The sequence below is a fragment of the Microbulbifer regidiadema (SeqCode) genome (genome assembly GCF_052467605.1).
Genome location: NZ_CP174316.1, coordinates 3452650 through 3465574 on the forward strand (window position 1 = coordinate 3452650; position 12925 = coordinate 3465574).

A 12925-nucleotide genomic window follows, 5' to 3' on the forward strand; every position below is an offset into this window, starting at 1 on the left:
TTACAGGGTTTTGTTATGAAAGATGGTTATGAAGATCCCGGCAAGAACGCTCGCAGCAAGGACTCCGAGGAATTTGCCGAAGAGCGCAGTATTACTTCGCGCCGGCGTGCCAGAAGCCAGTTAAGTTCCGATGTAGAGGCGTTTCTCGCCGGCGGTGGTGCGATTAATGAAGTTGATCCCGAGGTTACCGCCGATCCCCCGCGCAAACCGCAACCCAAATATGGCAGCCGCCCTATCTAAATTTCCCGTCTCACTGTCGTGCCGTCGGCGGACGTGGCGACAGTGATCGCAGCTTACCGATTGAGCAGTTTTGGCAGCAGGCGCTCCAGGACTTCACCGATATAGGACAGAAATAAGGTGCCCAGGCTGGAGCGGTAGTATTGGGGATCGGCAGAGCCCACCGCCAGGGTACCCAGTTGATTGGCCAGCGGCACTACCGCAGCAGAACCGATATGTTGCGCACTCTCGGCAAACAGGAACTCTTTTTCCCGCTGGCGCAAAACACCACAGATGGGGCGGCCGTTGCGAATAATGCCGCCAATTGTCCCCTCGGCATCGGCCAGTGTACTGGTTTGAACTCGCCCCAGACTTTGGCGGGGGGCGGAGATGGGCTCGAACAGGGTCAGGCTGGTGAACTCGACGTTGAAGTCGGAGGCGAAGCTGGCATAGAGCGTCTCGGTGACCTCCGCAATATTTTCAGCTTCCAGCAGTGCCAGGATCAGTCGGCGGCTATTGAAGAACAGCTGGTCGTTGTCCCGGGCATTGTGCAAAAGCTGATCGAGGCGCTGGCGCATCTCGATATTGCGCTCCCGCAGCAAGTGGGTTTGGTGGGTCATCAATGACACGGTTTTGCCGTTTTCCCGTGGCAGTTTGATCGTCTCCAGCAGCTCCATGCGCTCCTCAAAGAACTCCGGGTTTTGCACCAGGTAGCGGGCCACCTGCCGCGCGAGCAGTTTATCGTCGCGCTGGACTTCCTTTTGAGCGTCGCCGGCAATCTCTTCGAGGGGTCGATTGGCGTCTGTGTGTTCCATTGTGTTTGCTTTTTCCGACACGGGTGCGGGGCAGCGGGCGCTTGACGGCCAAATATCCCCGACAGTGGTTTAGAGAATAATCTGCCCGTGAAAAACCGTGGTCGCGGGCCCGGTCATAGTAACGGGCTGACCCGGTCCGCTCCAGTGAATTGTCAGTGTGCCGCCGGGGAGCTGCATATCGACTTTGTCATCCACCAGGCCGCGCAGACGGGCGTATACCATGGCGGCGCAGGCCCCGGTGCCGCAGGCGCGAGTTTCGCCAACGCCGCGCTCAAATACTCTGAGATGTGCTTCATTGCGCGTGTCTACTTGCAGGAAGCCGGCGTTGACCTTTTGCGGGAAACGCGGGTGCCGCTCGATCAGGGGGCCCAGCCTTTCCAGCGGTGCCGAGGCGATATCTTCAACCAATAGGACGGCGTGGGGATTACCCATAGATACGGCGCCAATGGTGAAGGTCTCGCCATCGACTTCGAGCGGGTAGGACTCGGCGCGGCGATCGGCAGAAAAGGGCACCGCCTGCGGTTCGAGAACCGGCTCCCCCATATCGACACTCACCTGATCGCCGTCGAGCACTTTCAGGTGTAGCAACCCGGCGGCAGTTTCCACCAGGATATTTTTCTTACCGGTGAGACGGCGCTCGCGCACGAAGCGGGCAAAACAGCGGGCACCGTTGCCGCAGTTCTCTACTTCACTGCCATCGGCGTTAAATATTCGGTAGCGAAAATCTGCTTCGGGGGTGCGGGGCGGCTCTACCAGTAGCACCTGGTCGCAGCCTACGCCGAGGCAGCGATCCGCCAGGCGGCGGATCTTTTCCGGGGTCAGTTTGATTTTTTGGCTGACGCCGTCGAGCATCACAAAATCGTTACCGAGCCCGTGCATCTTGCTGAATTTAACGCGCATTCCATTTCTCTGTTCGTATTTATTATCCGCTGCGTTGGCTGCGGTTTGGGGCCCGGGCTGAAAATGGGCCCCACTGCGATGCAAGTCACTGATCAGGCTTTTTGGGGTACCGTGGTTTCACCGCGAACCAAGTCAGCAAAAGTCTCCCGCTCACGCACCAAGTAAGTTTTGTCGCCATCCACAAGCACTTCAGCGGCGCGACAGCGGCTGTTGTAATTGGAACTCATGGTGAAACCGTAGGCACCGGTGGACAACATGGCCAACAACTGGCCCTCTTGCAGCGATTGAGAGCGGTTTTTGCCGAGGAAGTCGCCGGTTTCACAGACGGGGCCGACAATATCCCATAGGGTACTGTCACTCTCGTCCGGTGTCACTGGCACAATATCCTGCCAGGCCTGGTAGAGGGCCGGGCGCAGGTTGTCATTCATGGCCGCGTCGACGATAGCAAAATTGTGCTCTTCGGTGCGTTTCAGGTATTCGACCCGAGTCAGCAGGGCGCCGCCATTGGCGGCAATAGAGCGCCCCGGTTCAAGAATCAGGGATAAATTGCGCGCGCCGATACGCTGGTGCACCGCCGCCAGGTAGTCGCCAATCGGCGGTGGCTCTTCACCGCGATAGCGCACGCCGAGGCCTCCGCCCAGGTCCAGGTGCTGCAAAATTATTCCCAGCTCGGCGAGCTGGTCGACAAGGATCAGCAGGCGGTCGAGGGCATCGAGAAACGGTGCGATTTCGGTGAGCTGCGAGCCGATATGGCAATCCACACCGGTAATTTTCAGGTGCGCGGAAGCCGCCGCGCGTTGATAAACTTCGATCGCCTTATCTATGGCGATGCCAAATTTATTTTCTTTGAGGCCGGTAGAGATATAGGGGTGGGTCTGGGCATCCACATCGGGATTGACCCTGATGGAAATCGGCGCGGTCTTGCCACACTCTGCGGCCACCCGCTCCAGCCGATCAATTTCCGCCTCCGATTCAATATTGAAGCAGTGTACGCCCACTTCCAGAGCGCGGCGCATCTCCTCTGCAGTTTTACCCACCCCGGAAAAGACGATGCGCGCTGGGTCGCCGCCGGCGAGCAGCACCCGCTCGAGTTCGCCGCCGGACACAATATCAAAACCCGCGCCCAACTGTGCCAGCAGCGACAGAATGCCCAAATTGCTATTGGCTTTTACCGCGTAGCAGATAAGGCCGGGGCGCTCGCCGAGGGCCTCGGCGTAATCCCGGTATTGCCGCTCAAAGTGCGCGCGGCTGTAGACATAGGTGGGGGTGCCGAAGCGCTCGGCAATTTGCTCTAGGGAAACCTGTTCAGCCCACAGGCTGCCATCGCGATAACTAAACTCTCTCATTTTACCGATTCTTACTCTGCTAAATCTTCCTCGACATTGGAGTCATCCGCTGTACCGGATTCGTCGTCGACCTCGATAGTGGGGCCGCTCTCAATGGTGTTATCGATATCGAAGTCGGACTCATAGCCGTCTTCGGATTCAATTTCGTCGACCGTTTCCAGCGCTTGCTCTGCTGCGGAGCCGGGCTCGCCGGGCTGCGCCGCAGGGCTGGTCGGTGTTGTCTGCGGTGGGCCGCCGGGAATATTGCTGGCGGGCATGGCGGGGTCCTGCGGCAGATAGAGGGGCCCTTTTTGGCCACAGCCCAGCAACAGCGCTGTAGCGCTGATGGCGATAGATAATAGAGAGAGTCGTTTGAGCATTGATAACATCCTGGGAGTCGGAGATTCGCAGCGGTAACCGGCAAAAGCCTGATAGTATAGCGGCCCACCTGATTCAACAAATTACACGGTAACAGAAGTAAGCAACGATGAGCCAAGCGGAATATGATGCGGCTGTGGAGCAGACCCTAATCGGTATTGAGGATGCGCTCGATCACTGCGATTGGGATATCGACTACGAACGCAGTGATGCGGTGCTGACCCTGACCCTGGAGGACAATGGCAGCCAGGTCATTCTCTCGCGCCAGTCCGCCAACCGGGAGTTGTGGGTTGCGGCCAAATCCGGTGGCTACCACCTCTCGTTTGAAAATCCCGGCTGGAAGTGCACCACGACTGCTGAAGACCTGCCCACTTTACTCGACCGCGTATTGAGCGAGCAGCAGGGCGAGCAGGTTTCTCTCGGTTTATCCGCCTAAACAGCGCTTAGGCGCGCTGCGCAATCTCCTCCCGCGCGCGCTGACAGGCCGCGCGCACTTGATTCGGAGCGGTGCCGCCAATATGGTCGCGGGCCGCCACTGAACCCTCCAGAGTCAGCACCTCAAATACGTCGTCGCCAATCTCTGTAGAGAATTGTTGTAGCTGGGCCAGGCTGAGTTCGGCTAGGTCTTTGTCCTGTTCAATGGCAAAGGATACCGACTGGCCGACAATCTCGTGGGCATCGCGGAAGGCCACCCCTTTGCGCACCAGGTAATCGGCCAGATCCGTCGCGGTAGAGAAGCCCTTGGCCGCAGCCTCCAGCATATTTTCTTTCTTCGCCTTGAGTGCCGGTGCCATATCGGCAAACGCGCGCAGACAATCCAGCGCGGTATCGGCGGCGTCGAACAGCGGCTCTTTATCCTCCTGGTTGTCCTTGTTGTAGGCCAGCGGCTGGCTCTTCATCAGGGTGAGCAGTGCGATCAGGTGACCGTTGACCCGGCCGGTTTTTCCGCGCACCAGCTCCGGTACATCGGGGTTTTTCTTCTGCGGCATGATGGAGGAGCCGGTGCAGAAGCGGTCGGGCAGGTCGATAAAGTCGAACTGGCTGGAAGTCCACAGCACCAACTCCTCACTGGCGCGGGAGAGGTGGGTGAGCAGCAGCGCCGCGAAGGCGCAGAATTCGATGGCGAAATCCCGGTCGCTGACCGAGTCGAGGGAGTTCTCCGTGGGGGCGTCGAAGCCCAGCAATTCCGCTGTGCGCGCGCGATTGATCGGGTAGCTGGTGCCAGCCAGCGCAGCGGCGCCCAGCGGCGAGCGGTTAACCCGCTTGCGGCAATCCATCAGGCGCTCGAAATCCCGGCTCAGCATGGCATTCCAGGCCAGCAAGTGGTGGCCAAAAGTCACCGGTTGCGCGCTCTGTAAGTGGGTAAAGCCGGGCATAATGGTATCGGCTTCGCGCTCGGCCAAATCGACCAGGCCGCTTTGCAGGCGGGTCAGTTCCGCCGCGATCAGGTCGATGCGCCCGCGCAGCCACAGGCGGATATCGGTTGCCACCTGATCGTTGCGCGAGCGGCCGGTATGCAGTTTCTTGCCGGTGGCGCCAATGCGCTGGGTCAGGCGCGCTTCGATATTCATATGTACGTCTTCGAGCTGCACAGACCAGGGAAATGCCCCCGCTGTTATCTCCTCGGCGATGCCTTTCAGGCCATCGGCTATCTTGTGATATTCATCAGCACTTAATACCCCCACTTCTGACAACATCTGCGCGTGGGCAAGTGATCCCTGGATATCTTCCATGGCCATACGCTGGTCAAAGCTCACCGAGGCGGTAAATCGCTCGACAAAGGCATCGGTGGCTTCGCTAAAGCGGCCACCCCAGAGTTTGGCGGCGGGATTGTTGGCGGACTCGGAAGGGGATTTTTCGTTACTCATGGTTTTCCTGGCTGCATTGAGATGAAAGGCTGGGGAGCTTGGTGATATCTTGCGCTTGGAACTTTGGGACAATCAAGAATAACAACTGCATGTCATTTCCCTGGCCGCTGGGCATTATAACGCAGAAAATTCGAAAATATCGCGCAGGAAATAAGGATTCTGCGTTTTCCGGGCAGGCCCCCTTCTTACCGGACCTCTGTAGCGTGACCTCTCTGGCAGCGTTGGTGCTGATGGGGGAGTTGTTGGCCCTGGTGCTGGTACTGGCTCTGGATGGTTTGCGTGAATTCAGCTGGCAGCGCCTGGGACTGATTTCTCTGGTGGTTCAGTGGGTGATACTGCCCTCGGCTGCGCTGCTGTGCCGGCTGCGGCCCAGTCTGGCCAAGATGTCCCACAAGCTCGCCGGCGGCTTGAGCTTTATCGCGGTATTATCGGTGTTGATATTGGTAATGGCCGTGCAGCGCTATCTGCGCGCGCTACTGTTGCAGACCAGTTTCGACAGCTGGGGGTTTGCCGGCGACTGCCTACTCGGCGCTATCTGTGCGGGGGTGGTTTTGCGCTACGCCTACCTGCAACAGCAGCTGTACAACCAGCAGCAGGCGGAACTCGGCGCTCGAATCGAAGCGCTGCAATCCCGAATCCGCCCCCACTTCCTCTTTAACAGCATGAACAGCCTGGCCAGTTTGATCGCTGTTGATCCGGATCGCGCGGAGCGGCTGGTGGAGGATTTGTGCGTATTGTTTCGCGCCAGCCTCGCCGATCCGAAACTGGTGCCCTTGGCGCAGGAAGTGACGTTGGCCCAGCGCTATCTGGAGATTGAAGCCCTGCGCCTGGGCGAGCGCTTGCAGCAGCGCTGGCAGATTGGCGAGGGGCTGGATAGTGTCCAGCTGCCCAGTATGTTGCTGCAACCCCTGCTGGAAAATGCGGTGTTGCACGGTGTGGCCCAGCTGCGTGCAGGCGGGGAGATTGCGGTGCAGCTCTCGCTGGAGGAGGGCATGCTTAATATCGCGATTGAAAATCCGCTGCCGCAGGTCGGCGCCGCGCCGACAAGGGCGGGTAACGGCATGGCGACAGAAAATATTCGTCAGCGCCTCAGCGCTTACTACGGTGATCGCTTCAAATTTACCGCCGGTCGGGAGCTGGGCCGGTACCGGGTGCTACTGCGGCTACCCTTGTCCCCCCGGGCGGTGGACCCACAGGAAATAGCGATCGCCACAAATTCCAACAAAGCTATTGAGGTGATGGAGTGACACAGTTGCGTGTACTGATTATTGATGACGAGCCCCTGGCTCGGACCCGCCTGCACCGGCAGTTGGAGAGAGTCGATAATTGCAGCGCTGTGGGGGAGGCGGCAGATATTGAAGCCGGACTGGCACAGGTACATGCGCTCGACCCGGATCTTATACTGCTGGATATAGAAATGCCCGGCGGCAGTGGCTTGCAGTTGGCCCAACAGCTGTCCAGTCTTCCGTGCCCACCGGCAATAATTTTCTGCACCGCTCACGATGAGTTTGCTCTACCCGCTTTTGCCACTTCAGCGGCTGGTTATCTATTGAAACCTGTGAACGTCGAACAGCTGCGTGAGGCGATTGCCGGGGTACAGCGTCTGAGTAAACCCCAGCAGCAACTGTTAACAAAGCGAGAGCGGGACGAACCCCGGGGCCGCAGCCGCATTAAGGCGATCAGTCGTCTGGGGGTAGAGCTGCTGGAGGTCGACTCGATCCGCTGTCTGATCGCCGACAGCAAATATGTGGTGGCCTACCACCCCGCTGGAGAGACCATTCTGGATGAGTCTCTGAAAGAGCTGGAGGGAGAGTTTGGCCCGCGCTTTGTGCGTATCCACCGCAGTGCGCTGGTGGCGGTGCAATATATTGTTGGCCTGCGCCGGGACGGTACAAATTATCGGGTGGAGTTGGAGGGAGTGACGGCGGCGCCGCTGGTAAGCCGGCGCATGTTGCCCTCGGTAAAAAGCCTGATTGCAGAAATTTGCTAGGGCTTAACTGTTCCCGCGCATAAAAACGGCGAGCACTGCTGCCAGCATTGATAGCGCAAAACAGACTCTGATGATTCGCGCCTGTCTGGGCTTATAAAAAACTGGCCGCAGGCTTCCCCCCAAACACAGCCAGATAAAATCCACCGCAGCGGCCACCAGTAAACAGACCAAACCCGTGGCGAAATAGCTTGGGCCACTCTCTCCGAACGGCAGTAAAAATTGGGAGAAGAGGGCAAGGAAGGCGGCATAGGCCTTGGGGTTTAATAAGTTAAAAATAAATCCATCAAACAGCGACGGGGGGTGCACGGCTGCCGCTTTGCCCTGTTCCAGTAGCGGGGCCGTGGCAATTTTAATCGCGATATAGCCAATATATAAGGCACCGCAAAGCTGTACTAGCAGGCGCGCCTGTGGCCAGGCCGCGAGCAGGGCGGCGATACCGGCGGTTGCCCCGACAATAGCAACACTGAGGCCGAGCAGGATACCGATAAGAAAGCGGCCGCTTTTTTTCACTCCAAAGGTTGCTCCCGAGGCGGCCAGGGCAAGTGGCGCGGGCCCGGGGGAGCCGAGTAACAGAGCGGTTGCGGCAATAAGTGAGGAAAGTGCCTCTAACATAATTGTACTCGCGGTCTTCTCAGTTGATTAAAGTGGGAGGCAGTAAATATCGGGCGGCACCGGCTCCTGGATCGGGGCGTTAGCGGAGGCGGATTATAGCGGGTGCGAACCGTTTACAGACCGGGTTGTCTGTAAACGGTATTGATCTGGCAGGATTGGGGGCTAGTAGAGCTGGGGGCCACCGTCGCCGTACTCTGAGTCATTTTGCAGGCTCAACTCGCCGGCGGCACTATTTAAGTACTCGGCATCGGATTCGGATTTGAGCTTAATCATCAGGCGCAAATCGTTGGCAGAGTCGGCGTGGGACAGGGCATCCTCATAGGTAATTTCTCCCCCATCGTAGAGCTCGTAGAGGGCCTGGTCGAAGGTCTGCATGCCCTGCTCCCCGGAACGCTTCATCAACTCCTTGATCTTATCCACCTGGCCCTTGCGGATCAGGTCCGACATCAGCGGGGTATTGATCATGATCTCGAGACAGGCGCGGCGGCCATCGCCATCGGGGGTCGGTACCAGCTGCTGGGCCACCATCGCCTTCAGGTTGAGGGACAGGTCCATAAACAGCTGTTTGTGGCGGTCCGCCGGGAAGAAGTGAATGATCCGGTCGAGGGCCTGGTTGGCGTTGTTGGCGTGCAGGGTACACAGGCACAGGTGGCCGGTCTCGGCGAAGGCGATGGCGTGGTCCATAGTCTCGCGGGAGCGCACCTCACCAATCAGGATGACATCCGGCGCCTGACGCAGGGTGTTCTTCAGGGCGACCTCGAACGACTCGGTATCCAGGCCCACTTCGCGCTGGGTCACAATACAGCCGCGATGTTGGTGGATAAATTCGATCGGGTCCTCAATGGTGATGATATGGCCCTTGGTGTTCTCATTGCGGTGGCCGATGATGGAGGCGAGAGAGGTGGACTTACCGGTACCGGTGGCGCCCACAAAAATGATCAGCCCGCGCTTGGTCATGGCCAGGTCTTTGAGTACGTCGGGCAGGCCGAGCCCGTCGATGGAGGGGATTTTGGTTTCGATGCGACGCAGTACCATGCCCACCAGGTTGCGCTGGAAGAAGGCCGATACCCGGAAACGCCCCACATTGCGCACGGCAATCGCGAAGTTCAGTTCCTTTTGCTCGGCAAATTCGCGCCGCTGCTTCTCGTTCATGGTGCTTACCACCAGCTCGCGCGCTTTTTCCGGTGTGAGCGCGGTGCTGCTACAGGGCACAACGCGGCCGTGCAGTTTGATGGAGGGCGGCACGCCCGCCGTGATAAATAAGTCCGAAGCACCTTTCTCTACAACCAGTTGTAGGAGTCTTTCAATATCCATGCTGTCTACCGCGTTTTAACTCGACTTTTTCCCCAGATTGGGGGGCGGATTTGGGGCCGTTTAGAAGTTTTCCGGCATCTTGGCTTTTTCGCGCGCCACTTCGCGGCTGATGATACGCCGCGCCACCAGGTCTTCCAGGCACTGGTCCATGGTCTGCATGCCGACACTGGCACCGGTCTGGATGGCCGAGTACATCTGCGCGATTTTGTCTTCGCGGATCAGGTTACGGATAGCCGGGGTACCACGCATAATTTCGTGTGCGGCGACCCGGCCACCGCCGGTTTTCTTCATTAGCGTCTGGGAGATAACCGCCTGCAGGGATTCCGACAGCATTGAACGCACCATGGCCTTTTCCTGTGCCGGGAATACATCCACCACACGGTCAATGGTTTTGGCGGCGGAAGTGGTGTGCAGGGTGCCGAATACCAAGTGACCGGTCTCTGCCGCTGTCAGCGCCAGGCGAATGGTCTCCAGGTCCCGCATCTCACCGACGAGAATAATGTCCGGGTCTTCACGCAGTGCAGAGCGCAGTGCCTCGGCAAAGCCGTGGGTATCCCGGTGCACCTCGCGCTGGTTCACCAGGCACTTTTTGGATTCGTGCACAAATTCGATCGGGTCCTCGATGGTGAGGATATGTTCGTATTTGTTGTCGTTGATATAGTCCATCATCGCCGCCAGGGTGGTGGACTTACCGGAACCTGTGGGCCCGGTTACCAGCACCAGGCCGCGGGGGGTATCTGAAATCTGCTTGAACACCTGGCCCATGCCCAGGTCTTCCATGGTGAGAACCTTGGAGGGAATGGTCCGGAATACTGCGCCGGCACCCCGGTTGTGGTTAAAGGCATTCACACGAAAGCGGGCGACACCGGGGACTTCAAAAGAGAAGTCTGTCTCCAGCAGCTCTTCGTAATCCTTGCGCTGCTTGTCGTTCATGATCTCGTAGATCAGGCTGTGTACCTGCTTGTGCTCCATGGATGGCAGGTTGATACGGCGCACGTCGCCATCGACGCGAATCATCGGCGGCAGGCCCGCCGAGAGGTGCAAGTCGGAGGCGTTTTGCTTGGCGCTAAAGGCGAGGAGTTCAGTGATATCCATACTGCTACCTTAGGGTTCTTGTTTGGGCTCAGGTAAAATCGCCGCTCAAATCGGTAAGGGCCCCAGTATATGCGCAAAGAGACAATCGTCGAAAACCTGAATGCAGTAGGTGAGCGGATTGTGACATGCTGCAACAACTGCGATCGCAACCCCGCAGAAATCACCCTGTTGGCGGTTTCTAAAACTCGGCCGGCGGAGGACTTGCGCAGCGCTTTTGCCGCAGGTCAGCGGCACTTTGGTGAAAATTATTTACAGGAGGCTCTGGAGAAACAAGATGCCCTGTCCGACCTGGACATTCACTGGCACTTTATTGGGCCACTGCAATCGAATAAAAGCCGCGCGGTGGCAGAGCGATTTCACTGGATGCACACGGTGGACCGCCTGAAAATCGCCCAGCGCCTATCGGCACAGCGCCCCGCTCATATAGCACCGCTCAATATCTGCTTGCAGGTGAATATCGATGGCGAGCAGAGCAAGTCTGGCATAGCCCCACAGGATTTGGCCGCTCTGGCGGCTGAAGTGGTGAGATTGCCGGGGCTGCGTCTGCGCGGTCTGATGGCGATCCCCGCAGCCCGCGAGGGCGCCGTGGAACAGCGCGAGCCATTTACCCGCCTGGCAGCGCTACTGCAAGGCTTGCGCAAACAGCTTCCCCAGCAGACCCTGGATACCCTGTCTATGGGCATGTCTGGAGATATGGAGGCCGCTATCGCCTGCGGCGCCACCATTGTGCGCATCGGCACAGATATTTTTGGGGCGCGAAACTATTCTGCACAACGGAATTAGTACGAAAGTATCTTTTGGGTTAATGGGATGACAAAATCTGGGACTGTAGATGTAGTACTGCTGCTTTTGACCCTGTGTGCGGTACTGTCTCTGTCTGTAACGAATAGTGTACTGGTGACCTGGGTGGCGCTGGAGTGGTTGGCTTTTATTTGTCTGCTCTCCTTTGTCTCCCCCAAAATTTCGCTGATTACCAGCTTTATGAACTCGGCAGTTACTGGGATATTTGGCGATGATAGGCGCTATTGGCTGTGGCTTACGGCGATTGCCCTCAACCTGATTGCGATTGTGGAAATCTTTCCCTTTCTGTTCGGTTATGCAGACGGGCCTTAAAGCGCTTAACTCGAAAAGAAAACGGCCGTTAGGGCCGTTTTCTTTTCCTGGGAGCAGGCAGCTAGCGCTTATTTAGACTGATGCTCTTTATTTAAAGGTGAGCCGCCGGCGCACTCGACTTTGTGGCGTTGAGTTCCCTCGCCAAAACGGCTGCCGATACAGAGGCCTTTACCGTCTAGGTCTCAGCCCCCGAAGCTGGCCGAGTGCATATCCTGATAGCGATGGTGGCGGGTACATCTTCGAGTACCCGCTGGCAGTGCTGCTCGCAGTGAGCGCCACCCCCTGTGCATACTCTTCTCTTCGTGGGAGCCAGCTGGGCTCTCTTGTTATTTGAATCCGGCGGCCACATATTAGCGGGGTGCTTCGATAGGGGAGCAGCGACAAAATTTTGCAACCGCCCAAGGTGATATAAGTGAGTACAGTGAGCCCTAAAATGGTTTTTATTGGTGGTGCCGGCAATATGGCGGGTGCAGTCATCGGCGGTTTGGTGGCCTCTGGGTATCCCGCAGAGCAGATTACTGCCACAGGCCGGGATTGGGACAAGCTCAATACCTTTGCCGCGAGCCATGGGGTAGCCGTTAGCGACGATAATATTGCCGCTATCGCCGATGCCGATGTGATTGTGCTGTCGGTGAAGCCACAGGTGATGCGGGAGCTCTGTGAGGGGCTACAACCTCACCTGGCAGATCGCGCACCGCTGATTATCACTTTTGCCGCAGGTATTCCGCTGGCGGCTTACCACCGCTGGATGGGTGCGCACCTTCCTATCGTTCGGGCTATGCCCAACACCCCGGCACTGGTTCAAACCGGAGTTACCGGTCTCTATGCCGATACCAAAGTGAGTGACGAGCAGAGAGTCACTGCCGAGCGCATCGTCGCTGCGGTAGGTATCTCCTACTGGGTCGATGAGGAGCGCGGCATCGACCAGGTGATTGCGGTCGCGGGATCGGCACCGGCTTACTTTTTCCAGTTTATGGAGGCGATGATCGACGCCGCTTCCGCCGGTGGCCTCGCCCGCGCGGATGCGCAGCGCCTCGTGTTGCAAACTGCCCTGGGCGCCGCCAAACTGGCGGTCGCCAGCGATGTGGATGTCGCCCAATTGAAGCGCAACGTGATGTCTCCAGGTGGTACTACCGAGCGCGCGGTGCAGCGCTTTGAACAGGGCGGCTTGCCCCAGTTGGTTGCCAGCGCCATGCGCGATTGCGAAGAGCGGGCGGCGGAAATGGCAAAGGAGTTGGATCGGTAAAGCTACCGCTCCAGTTGGATAGGTGCAGCGGTGGCTGCTGAAAATCTTTTTGT

15 protein-coding genes are annotated in these 12925 nt (G+C 58.1%); 7 read left to right on the forward strand and 8 right to left on the reverse strand.

All coding sequences use genetic code 11. The features are described from left to right. The first annotated feature begins 15 nt into the window (after window positions 1-15). Window positions 16-240, forward strand: coding sequence for a hypothetical protein (locus ACJJIF_RS15760; protein WP_444929279.1), 225 nt, complete (start codon window positions 16-18; stop codon window positions 238-240). Between the two features lie 53 nt (window positions 241-293). Here ACJJIF_RS15760 and ACJJIF_RS15765 read toward each other — a convergent pair whose 3' ends face one another. The 4 genes from ACJJIF_RS15765 to lptM form a co-directional block, all read right to left on the reverse strand. Continuing rightward, complete coding sequence (locus ACJJIF_RS15765) at window positions 294-1031, reverse strand: DUF484 family protein (RefSeq protein WP_444929280.1); 738 nt, start codon at window positions 1029-1031, stop codon at window positions 294-296. 69 nt (window positions 1032-1100) lie between these two features. Then, window positions 1101-1931 carry a diaminopimelate epimerase gene (gene dapF, locus ACJJIF_RS15770; protein ID WP_444929281.1) on the reverse strand — a complete coding sequence of 277 codons (831 nt, stop codon included), beginning with the start codon at window positions 1929-1931 and terminating at the stop codon, window positions 1101-1103. A 92-nt stretch (window positions 1932-2023) separates the two neighbouring features. Next, window positions 2024-3277 (reverse strand): diaminopimelate decarboxylase, encoded by a 1254-nt coding sequence (gene lysA / locus ACJJIF_RS15775; RefSeq protein WP_444929282.1) that lies wholly within the window; start codon window positions 3275-3277, stop codon window positions 2024-2026. Between the two features lie 11 nt (window positions 3278-3288). Continuing rightward, a complete protein-coding gene (gene lptM, locus ACJJIF_RS15780) occupies window positions 3289-3636 on the reverse strand; it encodes an LPS translocon maturation chaperone LptM (protein WP_444929283.1) in 348 nt (115 codons plus the stop codon). A 107-nt stretch (window positions 3637-3743) separates the two neighbouring features. Between lptM and cyaY the strand changes: the two genes are divergently transcribed. Continuing rightward, window positions 3744-4070, forward strand: a complete 327-nt coding sequence (cyaY, locus tag ACJJIF_RS15785; protein ID WP_444929284.1) for an iron donor protein CyaY — start codon at window positions 3744-3746, stop codon at window positions 4068-4070. Window positions 4071-4077: 7 nt separating this feature from the next. Here the strand turns inward: cyaY and argH are convergent, their stop codons facing one another. After that, window positions 4078-5502: an argininosuccinate lyase gene (gene argH / locus ACJJIF_RS15790; protein WP_444929285.1), complete on the reverse strand. Its 1425-nt coding sequence runs from the start codon at window positions 5500-5502 to the stop codon at window positions 4078-4080. Window positions 5503-5591: 89 nt separating this feature from the next. Here argH and ACJJIF_RS15795 point away from each other — a divergent pair, with 89 nt between their 5' ends. Further along, window positions 5592-6749 (forward strand): sensor histidine kinase, encoded by a 1158-nt coding sequence (locus tag ACJJIF_RS15795; protein WP_444929286.1) that lies wholly within the window; start codon window positions 5592-5594, stop codon window positions 6747-6749. Continuing rightward, on the forward strand, window positions 6746-7492 hold the full coding sequence (locus tag ACJJIF_RS15800; RefSeq protein WP_444929287.1) for a LytR/AlgR family response regulator transcription factor: 747 nt from the start codon (window positions 6746-6748) through the stop codon (window positions 7490-7492). Before ACJJIF_RS15795 ends, ACJJIF_RS15800 begins: the two co-directional genes overlap by 4 nt. A 3-nt stretch (window positions 7493-7495) precedes the next feature. Here ACJJIF_RS15800 and ACJJIF_RS15805 read toward each other — a convergent pair whose 3' ends face one another. The 3 genes from ACJJIF_RS15805 to ACJJIF_RS15815 form a co-directional block, all read right to left on the reverse strand. Then, entirely contained in the window at window positions 7496-8104 is a 609-nt protein-coding gene (locus ACJJIF_RS15805) for a LysE family translocator (RefSeq protein WP_444929288.1), read from the reverse strand. Window positions 8105-8266: 162 nt separating this feature from the next. Beyond that, on the reverse strand, window positions 8267-9418 hold the full coding sequence (locus ACJJIF_RS15810) for a PilT/PilU family type 4a pilus ATPase (protein WP_444929289.1): 1152 nt from the start codon (window positions 9416-9418) through the stop codon (window positions 8267-8269). 60 nt (window positions 9419-9478) lie between these two features. Beyond that, a complete protein-coding gene (locus ACJJIF_RS15815; RefSeq protein ID WP_444929290.1) occupies window positions 9479-10513 on the reverse strand; it encodes a type IV pilus twitching motility protein PilT in 1035 nt (344 codons plus the stop codon). A 69-nt stretch (window positions 10514-10582) separates the two neighbouring features. On the opposite strand from ACJJIF_RS15815, the gene ACJJIF_RS15820 reads away from it, so the two are divergent. The 3 genes from ACJJIF_RS15820 (at window position 10583) to proC (ending at window position 12872) form a co-directional block, all read left to right on the forward strand. Continuing rightward, window positions 10583-11296: a YggS family pyridoxal phosphate-dependent enzyme gene (locus ACJJIF_RS15820; RefSeq protein ID WP_444929291.1), complete on the forward strand. Its 714-nt coding sequence runs from the start codon at window positions 10583-10585 to the stop codon at window positions 11294-11296. Window positions 11297-11323: 27 nt separating this feature from the next. Further along, complete coding sequence (locus ACJJIF_RS15825; protein ID WP_444929292.1) at window positions 11324-11626, forward strand: hypothetical protein; 303 nt, start codon at window positions 11324-11326, stop codon at window positions 11624-11626. A gap of 412 nt (window positions 11627-12038) precedes the next feature. Continuing rightward, a complete protein-coding gene (gene proC / locus ACJJIF_RS15830) occupies window positions 12039-12872 on the forward strand; it encodes a pyrroline-5-carboxylate reductase (protein WP_444929293.1) in 834 nt (277 codons plus the stop codon). The last annotated feature ends 53 nt before the right edge of the window (window positions 12873-12925 follow it).